General features: G+C 32.9%; 20 protein-coding genes. 11 read left to right on the top strand and 9 right to left on the bottom strand.

The window, feature by feature from the left end; all coding sequences use genetic code 11:
- Positions 1 to 6 precede the first annotated feature (6 nt).
- From ACHRV0_RS08560 to ACHRV0_RS08550, 3 genes are all read right to left on the bottom strand, one after another.
- Entirely contained in the window at positions 7 to 2244 is a 2238-nt protein-coding gene (locus ACHRV0_RS08560; protein ID WP_395440520.1) for a nitric-oxide reductase large subunit, read from the bottom strand.
- Positions 2245 to 2335: 91 nt separating this feature from the next.
- Positions 2336 to 2854, bottom strand: a complete 519-nt coding sequence (azu, locus tag ACHRV0_RS08555) for an azurin (protein ID WP_089055095.1) — start codon at positions 2852 to 2854, stop codon at positions 2336 to 2338.
- Between the two features lie 23 nt (positions 2855 to 2877).
- The gene (locus ACHRV0_RS08550) at positions 2878 to 3327 is read right to left on the bottom strand and encodes an RrF2 family transcriptional regulator (RefSeq protein ID WP_395440519.1); all 450 of its coding nucleotides are present in this window, start codon (positions 3325 to 3327) and stop codon (positions 2878 to 2880) included.
- A 200-nt stretch (positions 3328 to 3527) separates the two neighbouring features.
- Between ACHRV0_RS08550 and ACHRV0_RS08545 the strand changes: the two genes are divergently transcribed.
- Both ACHRV0_RS08545 and ACHRV0_RS08540 read left to right on the top strand, forming a co-directional pair.
- Positions 3528 to 4310 (top strand): NYN domain-containing protein, encoded by a 783-nt coding sequence (locus ACHRV0_RS08545; protein ID WP_089055097.1) that lies wholly within the window; start codon positions 3528 to 3530, stop codon positions 4308 to 4310.
- Positions 4311 to 4342: 32 nt separating this feature from the next.
- Positions 4343 to 5857, top strand: coding sequence for an FMN-binding glutamate synthase family protein (locus ACHRV0_RS08540; RefSeq protein WP_395440518.1), 1515 nt, complete (start codon positions 4343 to 4345; stop codon positions 5855 to 5857).
- Between the two features lie 110 nt (positions 5858 to 5967).
- On the opposite strand, the gene ACHRV0_RS08535 is transcribed toward ACHRV0_RS08540, so the two are convergent.
- Positions 5968 to 6372, bottom strand: coding sequence for a hypothetical protein (locus ACHRV0_RS08535; RefSeq protein WP_395440517.1), 405 nt, complete (start codon positions 6370 to 6372; stop codon positions 5968 to 5970).
- 210 nt (positions 6373 to 6582) lie between these two features.
- Here ACHRV0_RS08535 and ACHRV0_RS08530 point away from each other — a divergent pair, with 210 nt between their 5' ends.
- The 4 genes from ACHRV0_RS08530 to ACHRV0_RS08515 all read left to right on the top strand — a co-directional run bounded on the left by ACHRV0_RS08530 (position 6583) and on the right by ACHRV0_RS08515 (position 10648).
- Entirely contained in the window at positions 6583 to 6978 is a 396-nt protein-coding gene (locus ACHRV0_RS08530) for a DUF2809 domain-containing protein (RefSeq protein WP_395440516.1), read from the top strand.
- A complete protein-coding gene (locus ACHRV0_RS08525; protein WP_395440515.1) occupies positions 6953 to 7531 on the top strand; it encodes a non-canonical purine NTP diphosphatase in 579 nt (192 codons plus the stop codon). The genes ACHRV0_RS08530 and ACHRV0_RS08525 overlap by 26 nt, the downstream gene beginning before the upstream one ends.
- 194 nt (positions 7532 to 7725) lie before the next feature.
- Entirely contained in the window at positions 7726 to 9621 is a 1896-nt protein-coding gene (locus ACHRV0_RS08520) for a DEAD/DEAH box helicase (RefSeq protein ID WP_089055102.1), read from the top strand.
- Positions 9622 to 9874: 253 nt separating this feature from the next.
- On the top strand, positions 9875 to 10648 hold the full coding sequence (locus tag ACHRV0_RS08515; protein ID WP_089055103.1) for a carboxypeptidase-like regulatory domain-containing protein: 774 nt from the start codon (positions 9875 to 9877) through the stop codon (positions 10646 to 10648).
- A gap of 385 nt (positions 10649 to 11033) precedes the next feature.
- Here ACHRV0_RS08515 and ACHRV0_RS08510 read toward each other — a convergent pair whose 3' ends face one another.
- On the bottom strand, positions 11034 to 12494 hold the full coding sequence (locus tag ACHRV0_RS08510) for an aminoacyl-histidine dipeptidase (RefSeq protein ID WP_129024629.1): 1461 nt from the start codon (positions 12492 to 12494) through the stop codon (positions 11034 to 11036).
- 236 nt (positions 12495 to 12730) lie between these two features.
- On the opposite strand from ACHRV0_RS08510, the gene ACHRV0_RS08505 reads away from it, so the two are divergent.
- From ACHRV0_RS08505 to ACHRV0_RS08490, 4 genes are read left to right on the top strand one after another with little or no spacing between them, the layout of a single operon-like run.
- A complete protein-coding gene (locus ACHRV0_RS08505; RefSeq protein ID WP_395440514.1) occupies positions 12731 to 13792 on the top strand; it encodes a DUF3810 domain-containing protein in 1062 nt (353 codons plus the stop codon).
- 28 nt (positions 13793 to 13820) lie between these two features.
- Positions 13821 to 14237 carry a hypothetical protein gene (locus ACHRV0_RS08500; protein ID WP_395440513.1) on the top strand — a complete coding sequence of 139 codons (417 nt, stop codon included), beginning with the start codon at positions 13821 to 13823 and terminating at the stop codon, positions 14235 to 14237.
- A 50-nt stretch (positions 14238 to 14287) separates the two neighbouring features.
- Positions 14288 to 14782 carry an RNA polymerase sigma factor gene (locus ACHRV0_RS08495; protein ID WP_129024631.1) on the top strand — a complete coding sequence of 165 codons (495 nt, stop codon included), beginning with the start codon at positions 14288 to 14290 and terminating at the stop codon, positions 14780 to 14782.
- 8 nt (positions 14783 to 14790) lie between these two features.
- Positions 14791 to 15423 (top strand): hypothetical protein, encoded by a 633-nt coding sequence (locus ACHRV0_RS08490; protein ID WP_129024632.1) that lies wholly within the window; start codon positions 14791 to 14793, stop codon positions 15421 to 15423.
- Between the two features lie 151 nt (positions 15424 to 15574).
- On the opposite strand, the gene ACHRV0_RS08485 is transcribed toward ACHRV0_RS08490, so the two are convergent.
- Together ACHRV0_RS08485 and ACHRV0_RS08480 are read right to left on the bottom strand one after the other, a co-directional pair.
- Complete coding sequence (locus ACHRV0_RS08485) at positions 15575 to 16405, bottom strand: 1-acyl-sn-glycerol-3-phosphate acyltransferase (protein ID WP_089055109.1); 831 nt, start codon at positions 16403 to 16405, stop codon at positions 15575 to 15577.
- 126 nt (positions 16406 to 16531) lie between these two features.
- Positions 16532 to 17182 carry an NUDIX hydrolase gene (locus ACHRV0_RS08480; protein ID WP_395440512.1) on the bottom strand — a complete coding sequence of 217 codons (651 nt, stop codon included), beginning with the start codon at positions 17180 to 17182 and terminating at the stop codon, positions 16532 to 16534.
- Positions 17183 to 17439: 257 nt separating this feature from the next.
- On the opposite strand from ACHRV0_RS08480, the gene ACHRV0_RS08475 reads away from it, so the two are divergent.
- Positions 17440 to 17877 (top strand): DUF4268 domain-containing protein, encoded by a 438-nt coding sequence (locus ACHRV0_RS08475; RefSeq protein WP_129024634.1) that lies wholly within the window; start codon positions 17440 to 17442, stop codon positions 17875 to 17877.
- A 43-nt stretch (positions 17878 to 17920) separates the two neighbouring features.
- On the opposite strand, the gene ACHRV0_RS08470 is transcribed toward ACHRV0_RS08475, so the two are convergent.
- Both ACHRV0_RS08470 and ACHRV0_RS08465 read right to left on the bottom strand, forming a co-directional pair.
- Entirely contained in the window at positions 17921 to 18334 is a 414-nt protein-coding gene (locus tag ACHRV0_RS08470) for a hypothetical protein (RefSeq protein ID WP_129024635.1), read from the bottom strand.
- A 19-nt stretch (positions 18335 to 18353) separates the two neighbouring features.
- A complete protein-coding gene (locus ACHRV0_RS08465; RefSeq protein ID WP_395440511.1) occupies positions 18354 to 19298 on the bottom strand; it encodes an NAD(P)H-dependent flavin oxidoreductase in 945 nt (314 codons plus the stop codon).
- Positions 19299 to 19304 lie beyond the last annotated feature (6 nt).

The following is a 19304-nucleotide window of genomic DNA, read 5'->3' as shown; positions in this document are numbered from 1 at the left end:
TAATTTTTATTTGTTTTTATTTTTTAAGGTCAGGTCAAATACAAACCAAGCCATTGTTATAAATCCGATTCCGAATATAGAATCTCCTATTGCACGAAGCCATTTTAAGGTAATCATTGCCGGTTGCTGCATTAACTCAGAAGAACGAGCATACCACATACCGTGATCAATACTTTCGATTGCCTGCCAAACTCCAATTGGAAGTAAACTCAATATTGCCATCAAGAACAAACCAATATTTAAGCTCCAAAAAGTAATTTTAAGCAGTTTAGTATTCCAGTTTACATTTCTATATAAACTTCTCAATACAAATAATACTAAACCTATTCCTAGCATTCCATAAACCCCAAACAAAGCGGTATGTCCGTGTAATGGCGTAGTATTTAAACCTTGTACATAATAAAGTGCGATTGGAGGATTGATAATAAATCCGAAAATTCCAGCTCCTAGAAAATTCCAAAATGCTACAGAAATCATAAAATAAATCGGCCATTTGTAATCAGCAATCCATTGTGTTGATTTTGAAATTTTATAGTTTTGATACGCTTCAAATCCAATTAAAGTTAAAGGCACAACTTCTAATGCGCTGAAAGTAGCTCCTAATGCCATAATTGCGGTTGGAGTTCCTGAGAAGTACAAATGGTGAAAAGTTCCCAAAATACCTCCTGACATGAAAATAATCGTTGCAAACAAAACATTCAATGTTGCCGTTTTAGTTTTCAATAATCCTAGGCGAACAAACAAGAAAGCAATAACCACCGTTGCAAATACTTCAAAGAATCCTTCAACCCAAAGGTGAACAACCCACCATCTCCAATATTCAGCAATAGCCAGATTGGTTTGTCTTCCCCACATTAAACCAGCTCCATAAAACATTGCAATTGCAGTACAAGAAACTAGGAATAAAATGATTAGATTTTTTTCTTCTGTTTTTTTCTTTAAAACTGGTATTAATGGACGAATCATTAAAGCAAGCCATAAAAATAATCCAACCAAAAGGAAAATCTGCCAAAAACGACCTAAATCAACATATTCATAACCTTGATGACCAAACCAGAAGTTTTGTACTAAATTCAGTTTCTGCATTACACCAAACCATTGTCCAGCCATTGAACCCAAAACAATTATCAATAAAGCAACGAATAAGAAGTTTACTCCAAAACATTGAAATTTAGGATCTTTACCTGAAACTGCTGGCGCAATATACAGTCCAGTTGCCAGCCAAGCTGTTGCGATCCAGAAAATAGCCAATTGTGTATGCCATGTTCTTGTTACGGCATAAGGTAAAATTTGATCGATTGGAATACCGTACAAACCATTTCCTTCAACACCATAATGAGCCGTTATTATCCCGAACACCATTTGTAAAATCATTAACAAACTAACGATCCAGAAATATTTTGTAACCAACCCCATTGATGGAGTTTTACCTTGTTTAATGATTGGATCTTCTTTTGGAAGCGGAAATTCTTCCTCTTCACCTGATTTTGCATGATAAAACACTAAAATACCAACACTTAAAATCAATAAGATGATACTAACACCAGACCAAGCTAAAAGTTCTTTTGTTGCTTTATTGCCTACTAATTCATCTGCCGGCCAATTGTGCGTATACGAAATATCCGCATCAGGACGATTTGTAACCGTTGCCCATGTTGCCCAGAAGAAAAACGCATTCATTTTATGCATTTTCTCTTCATCTTTAATAGAGTTTTTAGGAATTGCATATTCCTCTCTCAGTTTATCGAATTTTGGATCATTGGTAAAAAGACCTTTATAATATTCGCTCAAACCTTCAATTGCCGCAACACGGTTTTCAGATATAGTAAGAACTCCTGTATTGGGATCATATCGATTAGTTCGTACATCTTTTTGCAAACGAACTTTTAAGGCCGATTGTTTTTCCTCATCAAGTTCATCAAACTTTTTATTAAAGTCTTGTTGGGCAAATTTATCCAGTATAAAAACTGCCTCGCGATGCAGCCAATCTGCCGTCCAATCTGGCGCAACATAAGCACCGTGACCCCAAATTGAGCCAACTTCCTGTCCGCCTATACTCTGCCATATATTTTGTCCGTCCTTAATTTCTTCTTCAGAAAAAATAACTTTACCGCCATCAGAAACAATCTCTTTTGGTACCGGTGGAGCTTGTTGATAAATTTCGTAGCCGTAATAACCTAATACAGAAAACGATATAGCCATTACTAAAATAAAGACTATCCACAATTTTTTTTCTCTTTTCATTTCTTTTCAATTCAATAAAAGACATTTTTATCTTTTATTTGTTTTTAAAAAAACTCCAAATCTTGTTTAATGGATTCGGAGTTTTGGTTATTTACTCAACAATCAATACACCTTTCATCATAGCCACGTGACCAGGGAAAGAGCAGATAAATGGATATGATCCTTTTTTATCAATTGTAAACTCAATTGTATCCTCTTCTCCTCCTCCTAATAATTTAGTGTGAGCAATAATTGAAGCTTTTTCAGATTCTGGAATAAAATCAGTTGCTTTAGCATCATTCGCTTTCAAAGCAAAAGCCGCTTGATCTGTACCTTCTTGAAGAATAACTAGATTATGTCCCATTGCTTCTTTTGGGATTTTACCAACATGTTTTAAAGTAAGCGTTATTGGTTTTCCTGCAACTGCTTTCAATTCATTGGTGCTAAACTGCATTTGGTCGTTTCCTTCAATAACTAATACATTTTCTGCAGTTGAAGTTACTGGAGCAGCTTCTCCTTCTGTTGAAGTTTCTGTTTGCTCTTCAACTGGTGCAGTTTCTTTTTTACCGCAAGAAGTTATTGTTAAAAATCCCATTAGGATCAATAGTGAAATTTTGGTTTTTGTATTCATTTTTTATAGGTATTTATTTAATATTAATCGTTTATATTCAATGTCTTTAAAAAAAAGTCTCCTGATTTTACTCCTAATGCCAGCTGTTCGAGAGTAGTTTTAGTCAACATCTCTAAAAGCAAGCCTCTAATCTTTTTAAAATCATGATGAACTGGACACGGATGCTCTTCAGAACATTCTTTTAATCCAATACCGCAGCCTCTATAAATTTTATCCCCATCAATGGCATCTACAATCTGAATTAATTTTATTGTTTTTAATGCCTCATTCGAAACTTCAAATCCTCCCCCAACTCCTTTAGCCGAATGAATTATTCCGCTTTTAGTCAAAATCTGCATAATCTTAGCCGTAAACGGTTCCGGAGAGTCAATTTCCTTTGCCACATCCTTTATTCCAACCCTTATTCCCTTTGTAGATTTCGTTGCAATAAAAATAGAAGCCCTAATTCCGTACTCACACGCTTTTGAAAACATATCTCATTAATTAATTCCATACAAAATTATCTAATTTTATTATAAAAGACAAATTTATCTTTAATTAATTTTCTAAAACAAAAACTTATTTATAACCAAAATAATTTAGAACCGCTAAAACACTTATTTGACCTAAAATTCATATAAAAACCAATTTTAATTTTAACTTTGAGAATACTAATTTTTCTAATATTGAAATAATGGCTTTAAGCAACTCAAAAGATCTAAAATTAGCTGTTCTTATCGATGCAGATAATGTTCCTTACAGCAATGTAAAAGGCATGATGGAAGAGATCGCAAAGTTTGGCACACCAACTACAAAACGTATTTATGCTGATTGGACGAAGCCAAATGCAAACGGATGGAAATCTGTATTATTGGAGCATGCCATTACTCCTATTCAACAATATAGTTATACAGTTGGAAAAAATTCATCGGATTCTGCTTTAATTATTGATGCCATGGATTTACTTTATTCAGGAAAACTCGACGGCTTTTGCATCGTATCAAGCGACAGCGATTTTACCCGTTTGGCGGTACGACTTCGAGAATCTGGTATGAAAGTAATTGGTATAGGCGAAAAGAAAACTCCAAGTTCTTTTATTGCTGCCTGCGACAGATTTATCTATATTGAAGTTTTAGACGGTGCAATTCAGAAAAAGAAACCGAAAACGGTTGTTGCTGCTGATACTAAAAAACTGGTTGAAAAACCTGCAGAAAAAGCATTGCATAAAATTGATAAACAAACTATTGAACTTATTGAAGCTACTATTGAAGACATTGAAGATGATGACGGCTGGGCATTTTTGGGTGATGTTGGAAATCTGATCGTAAAAAAGAAACCTGAATTTGATCCAAGAAATTACGGATTTTCTAAGCTTACGCCAATGCTAAAATCACTTACGGATATTCTAGAAATCGATGAAAGAGAGTCTGACAAAAAAGGTATTAAACATGTCTATGTTAGATTACGATTCAACTAATTAAAATTTTACCTTATTAATACTTTAAAAACATGAGAAAAAAATTCTTTATCTACGGATTCTTATTGTTTCTAATTGTTGCAGCAATTTACTATTATACTGGACGCGGTTTTTTATTAGTAATAATTCTTCCAATATTATTACTTGTTGGTGCTTACAATGCATCTCAAGAAAAACATGCTATTTTAAGAAATTTCCCGGTTTTGGGATATTTCAGATATTTATTTGAAATGATCGCGCCCGAAATTCAGCAATATTTTATTGAAAGATCTACTGACGGAAAACCTTTTTCCAGAAACCAACGCTCATTAGTTTACCAAAGAGCTAAAAATATCGATTCTAGTACTCCTTTTGGAACACAGCAAAATTTAAACACTGAAAGCTATGAGGGAATAAAACATTCAATTTTCCCTGCTAAAGTTAACGAAGAATTACCTCGTGTTTTAGTAGGTGGAAAAGATTGCAAACAACCTTACTCTGCTTCTTTATTTAATGTTTCTGCAATGAGTTTTGGTTCGCTTAGCGAAAATGCCGTTCGTGCTATAAATATTGGTGCTCAAAAAGGGAATTTTTATCAAAATACTGGAGAAGGCGGATTAACTGAATTTCATCTTGCCGGCGGAGGCGATATTACTTGGCAAATTGGTACAGGCTATTTTGGCTGTCGTGATGCCGAAGGAAATTTCAGCCCAGAAAATTTCTCTGAAAAGGCAAATCTTCCAAACGTAAAAATGATTGAAATTAAACTTTCTCAAGGCGCAAAACCAGGACATGGAGGCGTACTTCCAGCAAAAAAAAATACGGAACAAATTGCAAAAATTAGAGGAGTTCAACCGCATACAATGATTCTTTCACCTCCGGGTCATCATGCTTTTTCTGATTCTAAAGGTTTGATTCACTTTATTGCACAGTTACGAGAATTATCAAACGGAAAACCTATTGGTTTTAAATTATGTATTGGTAACACGGCTGAATTTGAAGCAATCTGCCACGAAATGATTGCGGAAGATATTTATCCTGATTTTATAACTATTGATGGTGCCGAAGGAGGAACTGGCGCTGCTCCTTTAGAATTTGCTGATGGTGTAGGAATGCCATTTGAACCTGCTTTAATATTCGTAAACAAAACATTGATTGGATTAAATATTCGTGACAAAATACGCATTATTGGAAGCGGAAAAATTATTTCTGGGTATTCTATTCTGCACGCCATTGCTTTAGGTGCTGATATCTGTAACAGTGCTCGAGGTTTTATGTTTTCTTTAGGCTGTATTCAAGCTTTACGTTGTCATAATAACGAATGCCCAACAGGAGTTGCTACACAAAACAAAATGCTGATGAAAGGTTTGGTCGTTACAGATAAATCAGATCGTGTGTATCATTTTCATAAAAATACACTTCATTCTGCCAACGAACTTTTGGCTGCAGCAGGAAAAACTTCTTTTGCCGATGTAGATATTAATATATTTATGCGTGGTGATGAGTTTACCAATTTATCAGAGCTCTATTTTCCAGATAACCTGACAAATGTTACCAAAATAAATTAAACAAAAATGCCTCTTTATTATTAAAGAGGCATTTTTATTATAACTCAAACTTTACCAAAATAACTATTGAGTACACTCAATAATTATTTTATAAAACGCATCGAATAAGTTTAATTCAGTAGTTCTGGCAACGTTTCTTTATTTATAATCTGTTTTACAAAAACGGTATTATCATCTGCCAAAAAATAGGCATCAAACTGAATCCCTTCTTCTACCAGATCTTTAGGAATTTGATTTTTCTTTATCATTTCCTTCAATAATTTATCAAACGCAATACCTGCCGCTAATTTGTTAGGAGCGTTTTGTTCTAAATTAGTTTCAAATCGCAGTTCAATTTTATCATCATTAATATATCCTCGAGCTGTTGTCAGTGTAACATTTTCACTTTTAAAAGCTGGTGCCGCAGCATTATAAGAAGTAACAAACTCCTGAAGTTTTTGTTTCGCATTTTTACAGCTTACAACCATTAATACCATTATAACCGCAAGCGAAATTTGAGTGATTTTCTTTAGCATAATCTATTTTATTTAATTTTTTGAAGTCTTAAAAGTGCTTCAAGATAATAATAATCTGTGTAATTTATCGAATTTGTAAATTCATAAAATAAAGCAGACCTGTTTATAGTTTCATTTATTTCTAACTCCTTTTCATTATAATTTAAAATTTTGCAAAGAGAGACAACTTAAAAGATTAATCGTAATTTTGCTTGAAGCAAAAAAATAAACTTGAACAAAACCCGAATACAATATTCCGTTTTACTTCTGACCATTATTCTTTTGGGAATTCTTTCAAGGAAAATCTCATTTATTCCGTTATGGATTGGTGATTTTCTATATGCGATTATGATTTATTTTCTGGTTCGAATCTTGTTTATCGGTAAAAAAACCATTTTTATAATAATCTATTCTCTACTAATATGTTACAGCATTGAGTTCTTGCAGCTTTATCAAAGCGGCTGGATCACAGCACTCAGAAAAACACTTTTTGGAAGATACGTTTTAGGACAAGGTTTTCTTTGGAGTGATATTCTTGCTTATACATTTGGAATAGCTTTTATCTTTTTAATCGAAAAATTCACTTTAAAATATTACACCCATGAAACTCGTTTTCGCTTCAAATAATTTAAATAAAATCAAAGAAATTCAAAGTATTCTTAACGGATCTATTCAGCTTTTAAGCTTAGAAGATATTGGCTGTCATGAAGAAATTCCAGAAACAGCAGATACAATTGAAGGCAACGCGATTTTAAAGGCTAATTATGTAACTGAAAAGTATGGTTACGACTGTTTTGCAGATGATACTGGATTAGAAGTAAAAGCTTTAAATGGAGAACCAGGCGTTTATTCGGCAAGATATGCAGGTGAGCAAAAAAATGCTGATGATAACATGAATAAACTTTTGGATGCTCTGAAAAAAGAAGAAGATCGCAGTGCACAGTTCAAGACCGTTATTGCATTAAATTTAAATGGTGCTCAACATCTTTTTACCGGCTTGGCAAAAGGAACTATTACTTTGAATAAAACTGGAAATCATGGTTTTGGGTACGATCCTATTTTTCAACCCGAAAATTACAGTGAGACTTTTGCTGAATTATCAGCTGAAGTTAAAAATAAAATCAGCCATCGTGCAAAGGCAACCGAGCAACTTATTGATTTCCTGAACAGAACAAAATAATTGTTTAAAATACAACATTTTAAGGAACAAAATTGATATTTCAAGACGTTTTTTTTTCGATTTCTTTCAAAAAATCATTTTACACTAAACATAACTTTTTGATAATCAAATCATAACAAATACATAATTCTTAAAATTGCATTAGTTTATCTGAATAATTAACAGTAATTTTGCACCCTATTTTAAAAACACATATGAATAAATTTGAACAATTAGGATTGAATGAATCGTTACTGAAGGCGATTTTAGATCTAGGATTTGAAAATCCGTCAGAGGTACAGGAAAAGGCGATTCCCCTATTATTGGAAAAAGACACGGATATGGTTGCGTTGGCTCAAACAGGGACAGGGAAAACGGCAGCTTTCGGTTTTCCGCTAATTCAAAAAATTGATGCCGACAACAGAAATACACAAGCATTAGTTTTATCGCCAACACGCGAGCTTTGTTTACAGATTACTAACGAACTTAAAAACTACTCTAAATACGAAAAAGGTATTAATGTGGTAGCAGTTTACGGAGGAGCTAGTATTACAGAGCAGGCAAGAGAAATAAAAAGAGGAGCACAAATTATTGTAGCTACTCCAGGAAGAATGCAAGACATGATTAACAGAGGTTTAGTTAACATTAAAAACATAGATTACTGTGTTCTTGATGAGGCTGACGAAATGTTAAACATGGGATTCTACGAAGATATCGTATCTATTTTATCAGATACTCCAGACGAAAAAAGCACATGGTTGTTCTCTGCAACAATGCCGCAAGAGGTTGCTAGAATTGCAAAACAATTCATGAGCGAGCCTGTAGAAATTACTGTTGGAGCTAAAAACTCTGGTTCATCTACAGTTTCTCACGAATTTTACTTAGTAAATGCTCGTGATCGTTACGAAGCTTTAAAACGTTTGGCAGATGCTAACCCAGATATTTTCTCTGTGGTTTTCTGTCGTACAAAAAGAGATACTCAGGCTATTGCCGAAAAACTTATCGAAGATGGATACAGCGCGGCTGCATTGCACGGAGATTTATCTCAAGCACAGCGTGATGGTGTAATGAAATCTTTCCGCGGAAGACAAATTCAGATGCTTGTTGCTACTGATGTTGCTGCACGTGGTATTGATGTTGATAACGTAACTCACGTTGTAAACTACCAATTACCTGATGAGATCGAAACGTACAACCACCGTTCAGGACGTACTGGTAGAGCTGGAAAATTAGGAACTTCTATTGTAATCGTTACAAAAAGTGAGTTACGTAAAATTTCTTCTATCGAAAGAATCATCAAACAAAAATTCGAAGAAAAAACAATTCCATCTGGAATTGAAATCTGCGAAATTCAATTATTACACTTAGCTAATAAAATTAAAGATACTGAGGTTGATCACGAAATTGACAACTATTTACCAGCAATCAACAATGTTCTTGAAGATTTATCTAAAGAAGAATTGATTAAGAAAATGGTTTCAGTAGAATTTAATCGTTTTATTGCTTACTACAAAAAGAACAGAGACATTTCATCTCAATCTTCAGGAGAAAGACGCGAAAGAAACGATTCTGAGCCAAGAGAATTCAATAATAATGGAGCAGTTCGTTATTTTGTAAACATTGGATCAAGAGACAATTTCGATTGGATGTCACTTAAAGATTACCTGAAAGAAACATTAGATTTAGGTCGTGATGATGTTTTCAAGGTAGATGTAAAAGAAGGTTTCTCTTTCTTTAACACAGATCCTGAGCATACTGATAAAGTAATGGAAGTATTAAACAACGTTCAATTAGAAGGACGTCGTATTAATGTTGAAATCTCTAAAAATGACGGAGGCGGAAGACGCGACCACAATAACCGTGGCGGCGGAAGAAGTTCTGGACCAAGAAGAGAAGGGAACTTTGCTCCAAGACGCGAAGGTTCTGGCGGAGGATTTAGAAGCGACAGAAACTCTGCTCCTAGAGAAGGTGGTTTTAGAAGCGACAGAAACTCATCTGCTCCTCGTAGAGAAGGTGGCTTCAAAAGAAACGAAGGTGGTTCTGATAGAGCTCCAAGACGTTCTGAAAGCTTTGGTGATTCACCAAGACCAAGAAGACCAAGAAGAGATTAATTCTTTAATATCTTAAAATATAAAATCCCAAATTCCAGACATAATTGGAATTTGGGATTTTTTTTACTTTTAAGAATCTAATCACTAAAAATGACTTTTGTAATCCAAAACAATGTAATTTAAACTTCCTTATCCTTTTTTATTTAAATACTAAAAGCAACGCTGCTGTCTTTGTTAATTTTCTTATAATTATATTCGAAGACTGCGAAATATTTAATCTCTATTTACTACTTTTAGTGCTTTAAATCAGGATATGAAATATTTCGCAGTTTTCTTTTTTATGCTATTCTCTACCGTTAGTTTTGCGCAGGACATCGAGCCTACAACCCCGCAAAGAGTTTCGGGTTATATTATAAACGACGATAGTAAACAACCTCTTCCAAACGTAAACATCATCAACACCAACAAGGTACGCGGCGCAAAATCTGACGCAAAAGGGTATTTTGAAATTGATGTGCAGCCTAATGACACTATTCACTTTTCTTTACTAGGATTTCAATCTCTTAGAATTAGAGTAACAAATGACTGGATAAAAAATAAAGTTACCCGCATTCAGCTTACCGAAAAAGCGATCGCGCTTGAAGAAGTTATTATCGCTCCTTTTACTTTAACAGGATATCTCGAGGTTGACTCAAAATTAATTCCTACAAAAGAAAATTATCGTTACAGTATTTCTGGTCTTACGCAAGGTTATGAAGCGGGTGAATATTCTCCAAATGCTTTTGGAAAAGTATTAGGTTCTATTTTCAATCCAGCCGATATGCTTTATAATTTCTTTGGAAAAAATGGAAAAGAACTCAAGAAACTGAAGGATATGAAGAAAGATGACACGATTAGAAACTTGCTAGAAACTAAATATGACCGTGAAACCATTGCTGTACTTTTAGGAATAAGCAAGGATGAAATCCCTGAAATTATGCACCGTTGTAACTATTCAGATGCTTTTATTCAAACAGCAAATGACCTTCAAATTTTAGATGCCATCAGCGGTTGTTATGAACAATATAAAGTACTTAAAAGGAATTAAAATTTTACTCTTACCATAAATACAGAAATCCTCAATTTTAAATTGGGGATTTTTTTATGCTCTTTAGGATTTTAAAAAGCTATATTTACCTATTAATCAATTAAAAAACAACTACGAATGGCAAAAGGTCAGGATGCTAAAAAAACAGCAAAAAAAGAACCGTTAAAAACGGCTAAAGAAAAGAAAGAGGAAAAAAGAGAAAAGAAAAATTCTCCTAAAAGAGACTAGAAACTAGTGTTCAGTGGGCAGTTTTTTTAGTGTACAGATTTATTGGCACTAAAAAGTGTTCAGTGATCCGTTTTTTTTAGTGTACAGAATTTAAAAAGTGTTCAGCTTTTAAGATATCAGAAAACTGATTACTAAAAAACTGAACACTAAAATACTATTATTTAACTGGAATATTAGAAAGAATTTCTAATACAAATTTCCAATATTTTTGAGCAGATGAAATACTAGCTCTTTCATCTGGTGAGTGTGCACCATGAATTGTTGGTCCAAAAGAAATCATATCCATTTCAGGGTAATTTGTTCCTAAAATTCCACATTCTAAACCGGCATGACAAGCTACAACTTTTGGCTGTTCACCATTTTGCTTTTCGTAAATTTCTTTTAAAACTTCTAAAATTTCTGAATTCACGTTTGGCGTCCATCCAGGATAAGATCCAGAAAGATCTACCTCGCATCCAACCAATTCAAATGCTGAACGCAAAGAATTTGCCAAATCAAATTTAGAAGATTCAACAGAAGAACGAGTTAAACATCCTACCAATATCTCACCGTCTTTTATGATTACACGAGCAATATTATTTGATGTTTCAACCAAATCAGCCATATCAGCGCTCATTCTATAAACACCATTGTGAGCTGCATAAATTGCTCTAATAATACCTTCCTGAACACCTAAATCCATTACTTTTTCAGGTAAATCAGTCTTAACGATTTCTATCGATAAGTTTGGTTCAGTAGTTTTATATTCAGCTTTAATATCATTAATGATTTCCTGCATATCAAAAAGATACGCTTCATCAAACATTTCAGAAATAATCACCTTTGCAACACTTTCTCTTGGAATTGCATTTCGAAGACTTCCTCCGTTGATTTCTGCAATTTGTAAACCAAAGTTTTCAAAAGCATCAAATAACAAACGATTCATAATTTTATTAGCATTCCCTAATCCTTTATGAATATCCATTCCTGAATGACCTCCATTTAATCCTTTTACAGTAATAGAATACCCCACAGAACCTTCTGGAACTTCTTCATCGTGATATGTTCTTGTAGCTGTTACATCAATTCCTCCAGCGCATCCTATATCAATTTCATCGTCTTCTTCAGTATCCAAATTCAATAAAATTTGACCTTGAAGAATTCCTCCTTTTAGGTTTAATGCTCCGGTCATACCCGTTTCTTCATCGATTGTAAACAAAGCTTCTATTGCAGGATGTGCAATTGTTTTACTTTCTAAAACTGCCATGATTGTAGCAACTCCAAGTCCGTTATCTGCACCAAGCGTTGTACCGCGAGCACGAACCCAGTCACCATCTACATACATATCAATTCCCTGCTTATCAAAATCAAAAACAGTATCTGCATTTTTCTGGTGCACCATATCAAGATGCCCCTGCATTACGATTGCTTTTCGATTCTCCATTCCCGGAGTTGCAGGTTTTCTAATGATTACGTTTCTAATTTCGTCTTCAAAAGTTTCTAAACCTAAGCTGTTTCCAAAGTTTTTCATGAACTCGATTACACGCTCTTCTTTTTTTGATGGACGTGGAACTGCATTTAAATCTGCAAATTTGTTCCAAAGTTCTTTTGGTTCCAGATTTCTTATTTCCTGACTCATTATATTTTGTTTGATGTTTAACAATTAAGATTGTCAAAGTTACAAAGTTTATACTTTTTTTCGCCACGAATTTCACGAATTAGCACTAATTGTATTGAATTAAAATACAATTTCAACAACACTAAAGACTCTTGCGTAATTTGAAAAACATTAATTAATGAAAATTATAGGAATTCGCATTTAACTTTTTTATCAATCGATATTGTATTTATATTTACGTATTCAAAATTTAAACTGTGAAATCAAAATACATTCTGCCATTATTTTTACTTGTACAAATTATTGTTTTAAAAATTCTGCCTTATTTTTCAGATTATGTCGAAGGTTTTTACAGCAACAATTTGTTTGTTAGAATTTCGCACTTCTCAAGAACACTTTTAGGAAAAATTCCCTTTTCTGTAGGCGATTGTATTTATGCAGTCCTTATACTTTCCGCAATAACTTGGTTTTGGAAAATACGTAAAACATGGAGAGCTGATTGGAAAGATCATATTTTAACGATTTTGGGTAAAATTTCAATCTTTTATTTTTTCTTTCATCTTTTATGGGCTTTCAATTATTATCGTGAGCCTCTTTTCGTAAAAATGGAAATCAAAAGAGAATATACTGATGCTGATCTTTTAGCTTTCACAAAACGATTAATCGCTAAAACCAATGAAGTTCAGTATGAAATCACAAAAAATAAAAATGAAAAAATTGTTTTTCCGTATTCGCAAAAAGAATCTTTTAAAATGATTTTAAACGGCTATAACAACTTAGCACAAGAACATCCTTACTTTAAATATGAAATTCTAAGTGTTAAAAAATCACTTTTCAGTACACCATTAACTTATATGGGTTTTGGCGGTTATTTAAATCCTTTTACTAACGAAGCTCAAATTAATGATTTACTGCCAATGTATAATTTTCCGCAAACCACAGCTCACGAAATGGCACATCAGATTGGTTTTGCTAGTGAAAATGAATGTAATTTTATTGGTGTTTTAGCATCTGTTAAAAACAACAATCCTTATTACCAATATGCAGGTTATAGCTTTACATTACATTACTGCTTAAGTATTTGGAAGTATAAAAACGAAAAAATCTTTACTATTCTAAAGAGACAAGTAAATCCTGGAATTTTAAAAAACTATCAGGAAAGTCAGGATTTCTGGAAACAATATGATACTTTTATTGATGAAGGTTTCCATTTTATTTATGATAGTTTCTTAAAATCAAACAATCAGAAAGACGGAATGGACAGTTATAGCAAATTTGTAGATTTGATGGTCAATTATTATAAAAAACGAATTTTATAACTTTTACAAAAATAATTTCTGCGAAAAAATGAAAATAATAGATATAAATAATGGTAACTTCCATTTAAGTACTAATGAAATCATTACGAGCAAAGACTCTTACTCAAAAGTTCTTACTTTTGAATCTGTAGCCCATACTGAAGATATGGGAAATAGCTATGAATGGATTTATTTTAGAAACATACATATTGATAATTTTTATTTTTTCGTGGCAGTATCTTTTTATAAGAAAAAAATAAAGTCAGTAAATTTTAGTTTTACATTAAAACCTCAAGAAAAAGATTGGGACAATTGGAATGAAAAAGAAGAGTTACAGCTAAAAAAAATGTTTGATCTATGGCTAGATAATAATATTGGAGAAAAAACAAATTTTAATTGGGGTAAGATTAACTCTTATTATGATAAAAGAGAGCAAACCTCAGGAATAAGAATTGAGTATAATTAAAAAGTCATTTTATCTGTAACAAAATTAATTCCAACACTACTAATACTTTTATGACCGAAAACCTAGAACAATCATTTGTTACGCAATTGCAGGCAAATCAGAATATAATCCACAAAATTTGTCGATTATATACTGCCGGCGAAGATGCACACAAAGATTTGTTTCAGGAAATCACCATTCAGCTCTGGAAAGCGTATCCAAAATTTAGAGGCGACAGTAAATTTTCGACTTGGACTTATCGCGTTGCTTTAAATACAGCAATTACTCTCTATCGCAAAACCAAAAGGACTATATCTACCGTAGATTACGAAAGTCATCAGCATTTTGTAAAAGATGTTGACTACAACTATGAAGAAGAAGAGCAGATTAAATTAATGTACAAAGCTGTTTATCAGCTAAACGATATCGAAAAAGCATTGGTCTTTATGTATTTAGAAGATAAAGACTATCAAGAAATAGCTGAAACTCTAGGAATCAGCGAAGTGAATGCGCGCGTGAAAATGAACAGAATTAAAGGGAAACTTAAAAAAATATTAAATCCTTAAAAATTATTATGAAAGAACTGGATTTACTAAAAAAAGACTGGAAAAAGAACTCGGATTCTTTTGAGCAAATTTCTGAACAAGAAATCTACAAAATGATTCATAAAAAATCATCTTCTATTGTGAAGTGGATTTTAATTATAAGCATTCTGGAAATTTCCTTTTGGACTTTCTCCAATTTATTTATCAATACTGATGATGTTTTACAAAAAATGAATCATCCGGAAATTGTGGCTGCACTTGAATACTTGACTTATATGAATTATTTAGTGGGATTAATTTTTGTATACATTTTCTATAAAAACTATACAACAATTTCGACTACAGTGGCTACCAAATCTTTAATGAGTACCATTTTAAGAACTAGAAAAACAGTTCAATATTATGTTTGGTACAATTTAGGAATGATTGTAGTTTCCTCTATTTTCAGTTTTTTTATAGGATATGTCTACAATCCAGATATGGCTTTTTTCCAAGAAAAACTTGCCCAAGATGGTAAAGCGATGCTTTTTACAGTTGGAATTTTAATTTTTGTAATACTTGGCTTCTTTGGATTATTCTGGTGTTTCTATAGATTACTGTACGGAACTCTTTTACGAAGATTATACGCAAACTACAAGGAATTGAAGAAAATTGATTTTTAGTTTAGTGGCAAAGGTGCAGAGAGGCAAAGGCTCAAAGGTTTTTCTTTAAATAACTGGATTAAGATACCAAGCTACTAAGCCATTTTTTAAACTTGAAACTTGACACGAGGCTTTAGCCGAATTGGCGAAGCAAACAAAAAAAAATTAAAATTTAATATCCATTTTCTGGAGCTTTATAACTCCATCTTCTCATTTCATTAAGTTCTTCCTCAACTTTAATCTCTTCGGCAGGAATTACTTTTAAAAATGATGGATGCTGTTCGATTGCATATTCGACTTTTTCTACAATTTGTTCAATTGTATCGTTTTCATAATCAATCTCAAGTGGTTCTTTTATAATAAAAGACTGCAGAATGTTTTTCTTTTTTAAACGAAGTCCTTTTTTATCAAACGAACGACGAAATCCATCAATAACAATAGGAACCACAATAGGTTTATGCTGTTTTATAATATGCGCTGTTCCTTTACGAACGGGCTTAAATGACTTAGTTGTTCCTTGCGGAAATGTTATAACCCATCCATCCTCGAGAGCAATACGAATATTTTCGGTATCGTTTGGATTAACATCACGTTTTTCAGTAACATCGACACCTTTTGAGCGCCAAGTTCTTTCAACTGTAATTGCTCCAACATAAGCTAAAATTCTTGGCAGTAAACCAGCCTGCATTGTCTCTTTGGCAGCGACATAATACAAATTCATTTTAGGCTGCCACAAATAACCAATGTTCTTAATAGTGTCTTGACGTCCGCTTAAACTTGCGTTAAACACATGAAACATTGCTACAACATCGGCAAAATAAGTTTGGTGATTAGAAATAAACAATACATTATTATCTGGCAATGTTTTAATGATTTCAGATCCTTCAATCTGCAATTCATTAAAACCTCTGTATCTTCGGTGCGTCATAGCTCCCAAGATTCGGATTAACCATTTCTTGATAAATAATATATGTCCGAAAGGATTTCGTTTAAACAATCCCATAACTTTATTTTCTGTTTTTGAGGTTAGGACGCAAACATACAAAAATAAATCGTTTAGCAGTACTTTTAGGCAATTTCAAAAATAAACTACTATAAACATGAATATCAAATTGTTAAATTAAAAATTTCATAATTTATTTTCAAAACTAGTTTTTAAGACATCTCTCAATTCACTTAAAATCATTGCTGTTGCTCCCCAGACAATGTGATTTTGAATATTAAATGCAGGAACTAAAACATCATTTGCATAAGAAGTTGATAATGTGGCTTCGATTATAATTTCGTCGCTTAAAAAAACAGACAATGGCAGTTCTATAATTGCAGCGACTTCGCGAATATCTGGATAAAACGACAATTCTTCATTTGAAATTCCTAAAAACGGATGCACCAAAAAATTACTTGGCGGAATATACATTGGTGTAAAATCCTTTATAACTTCTATTTTTTCTGGAGCTACACCAATTTCTTCATGCGTTTCTCTTAATGCGGTTTCTCTAAAATCTAAATCTGTGTTTTCATATTTCCCGCCGGGAAAAGCAATTTGCGATGAATGTACACCATTATAGGCGTTTCTAACAATCAAAACCAAATGTGTTTTATCCTTTTTTGGATACAACAGCATCATAACAGCTGCTATTCTGGGATTCTTTGTCTCTAGATTAATATTTTTTAAAGCTTCAAGACGTTCTTTTGGAGCCATTTTCATGTGTGCTAATTCTGCCGGCAGTTCAATCGGAATTAAATTAGGAACAAATTTCAAAAAGTCTTGAAAATCCATATTCAAAGTTTATTTTTGTATTATTAGATTCTGTTTAGATTTTATCTCTCCTTTTTTTACTGATTATTTCTCGCTATATTTAGTTAAACTAATAAAAAATAAATTCATTATTCTTTCTAAATTTGCCTCATCTATCAAGAAATAATCTCATACAAATTCTGATATATAAAATCTAAACAGAATCTCAAATTAAAATATAAATATACTCTAGAAAATGCGGTTCTACAAGTTTTCTAAAGCAAAGCCATAAAAATAAAATGTATAGTAAAGAAGAATCACAAAGAATAAAAAGAGAATTTTGGGTTGCTTTTGCCGAAAAATACCCAAGAAAATGGGTTCTTTATGATACCAAGATAAAAGATTTCTCTTTTAAATTTTATGTCGATAATAAAAAAGCTCAAGTTTTAATTGACATCGAGCAACGAAGTGATGAAAAACGAAATGCTTACTTTGAAAAATTAGAAGCTTTAAAAAATATTCTTGATGAAGAATTCATCAAAGATTTAGTTTTTGAAAAAAATCACACTTTAGAAAGCGGTAAAACGATTAGTAGAATCTGGGTCGAGAAAACTGGAGTAGGTTTCAGTAATCGCAACAATTGGGACGCCATTTTTGATTTCTTCAACGAAAAAATGCATGCTCTCGAAATGTTTTATCTAGAATATGATGAATTTATTAAGGATGTTGATGCTTAAGGAAGGCGCTAAGGTTCTGAGATGCTAAGGTTCTAAGGTTTTTTTATACATTAAAAATATTGTAAACAATTATATGATCGTCATAATTGATGTACAGCTGTTTGCGATAATCTTGCTTTTTACGTGTTATAATTGAAAGTTTGCACTCCTTTCCGTCATTGTCTTTGCACATAAAGGAATACACAATATCAGTATCATTTTCTTCGCGTTCGATATAATCTAATATCTTAAAAAGCTGAATTTCTTGCGAGTACACCACAATTCTGTGTTTGTCTGTATCTAAAACAACCGAAAGATTTACTAAATCAAGATTGGACCACTCGCCCCATTTTCCTTTTTCTGTTTTTTCTAACACACTAAAACCCGAAGTTTTAAAATGATACGATTGACCTTGAGCATAATGCATTCCAAAACCTAAAAACAATAATAATACTAAATAAGTGCGTATAGAATTCATATAAATTTCTTGCGGATAATTAAAACTCAAATGTAGCTTTTTCTTTGCGGGCAGATTCAAAATCGGCTATCATTTCTTGAATAATTTGCTCTACAGGCAAAATTTCGTGAATTAATCCTGCGACCTGTCCAATCTCTAATTCGCCTTCTTCAAGATCACCTTCAAACATTCCTCTTTTTGCTCTGGCTCTGCCTAATAGCTGAACTAATTCTTCTTTAGATGGACATTTTTCATATAATTCCTGGACATCTTGATAGAATTTATTTTTCACTAGTCGAACAGGAGCTAATTCCTTCAATGTCAATTGAGTTCCTCCTTCTTTTATATTAACTATCGTTTGCTTAAAATTATTGTGAGCAGAAGATTCTATTGAAGCGGCAAAACGACTTCCAACCTGAACACCATCGGCACCCAAAATCATTGCTGCAAGCATTCCTCTTCCTGTTGCAATTCCACCCGCAGCGATAATAGGAATCTGTACTTTTTCTTTCACCATTGGAATCAAAGTTAACGTTGTCGTTTCTTCACGTCCATTATGACCTCCAGCTTCAAAACCTTCAGCAACAATAGCATCAACTCCGGCTTCTTGGGCTTTTAAGGCAAAAACACTGCTGCTTACTACGTGAACTACCGTAATTCCTTTTTCTTTTAAAAATGAAGTCCATGTTTTAGGATTTCCAGCAGAAGTAAAAACGATTTTAACGCCTTCTTCAACCACAATATTCATTATATCTTCAATATTTGGATACAACATAGGAATATTAACCCCAAATGGTTTGTCTGTCGCTTTTTTACATTTCTGAATATGTTCTCTTAAAACTTCAGGATACATTGATCCAGCGCCTATTAGACCTAAACCGCCAGAATTACTAACAGCCGAAGCCAGTTTGTAACCGCTGTTCCAGATCATGCCGCCTTGTATTATTGGATATTTTATACTGAAGAGTTTGGTAATTTTGTTCATGCAGAT

This window comes from Flavobacterium sp. FlaQc-30 (assembly GCF_044005885.1).
Lineage (GTDB): Bacteria > Bacteroidota > Bacteroidia > Flavobacteriales > Flavobacteriaceae > Flavobacterium.
Note: the sequence above shows the minus strand (reverse complement) of the source record. Positions and strands in the feature narration are given on the sequence as shown.

Bases quoted from the DNA above. Each gene is read 5' to 3' on its own strand.
- ACHRV0_RS08535 (WP_395440517.1), bottom strand. From the start codon at position 6,372: ATGCTAAAGAAAATCACTCAAATTTCGCTTGCGGTTATAATGGTATTA.
- ACHRV0_RS08520 (WP_089055102.1), top strand. From the start codon at position 7,726: ATGAATAAATTTGAACAATTAGGATTGAATGAATCGTTACTGAAGGCG.
- ACHRV0_RS08560 (WP_395440520.1), bottom strand. From the start codon at position 2,244: ATGAAAAGAGAAAAAAAATTGTGGATAGTCTTTATTTTAGTAATGGCT.
- ACHRV0_RS08540 (WP_395440518.1), top strand. From the start codon at position 4,343: ATGAGAAAAAAATTCTTTATCTACGGATTCTTATTGTTTCTAATTGTT.
- ACHRV0_RS08465 (WP_395440511.1), bottom strand. From the start codon at position 19,298: ATGAACAAAATTACCAAACTCTTCAGTATAAAATATCCAATAATACAA.
- ACHRV0_RS08480 (WP_395440512.1), bottom strand. From the start codon at position 17,182: ATGGATTTTCAAGACTTTTTGAAATTTGTTCCTAATTTAATTCCGATT.
- ACHRV0_RS08550 (WP_395440519.1), bottom strand. From the start codon at position 3,327: ATGTTTTCAAAAGCGTGTGAGTACGGAATTAGGGCTTCTATTTTTATT.
- ACHRV0_RS08515 (WP_089055103.1), top strand. From the start codon at position 9,875: ATGAAATATTTCGCAGTTTTCTTTTTTATGCTATTCTCTACCGTTAGT.
- ACHRV0_RS08500 (WP_395440513.1), top strand. From the start codon at position 13,821: ATGAAAATAATAGATATAAATAATGGTAACTTCCATTTAAGTACTAAT.
- ACHRV0_RS08485 (WP_089055109.1), bottom strand. From the start codon at position 16,405: ATGGGATTGTTTAAACGAAATCCTTTCGGACATATATTATTTATCAAG.
- ACHRV0_RS08475 (WP_129024634.1), top strand. From the start codon at position 17,440: ATGTATAGTAAAGAAGAATCACAAAGAATAAAAAGAGAATTTTGGGTT.
- ACHRV0_RS08495 (WP_129024631.1), top strand. From the start codon at position 14,288: ATGACCGAAAACCTAGAACAATCATTTGTTACGCAATTGCAGGCAAAT.
- ACHRV0_RS08545 (WP_089055097.1), top strand. From the start codon at position 3,528: ATGGCTTTAAGCAACTCAAAAGATCTAAAATTAGCTGTTCTTATCGAT.
- ACHRV0_RS08490 (WP_129024632.1), top strand. From the start codon at position 14,791: ATGAAAGAACTGGATTTACTAAAAAAAGACTGGAAAAAGAACTCGGAT.
- ACHRV0_RS08525 (WP_395440515.1), top strand. From the start codon at position 6,953: ATGAAACTCGTTTTCGCTTCAAATAATTTAAATAAAATCAAAGAAATT.
- azu (WP_089055095.1), bottom strand. From the start codon at position 2,854: ATGAATACAAAAACCAAAATTTCACTATTGATCCTAATGGGATTTTTA.
- ACHRV0_RS08510 (WP_129024629.1), bottom strand. From the start codon at position 12,494: ATGAGTCAGGAAATAAGAAATCTGGAACCAAAAGAACTTTGGAACAAA.
- ACHRV0_RS08470 (WP_129024635.1), bottom strand. From the start codon at position 18,334: ATGAATTCTATACGCACTTATTTAGTATTATTATTGTTTTTAGGTTTT.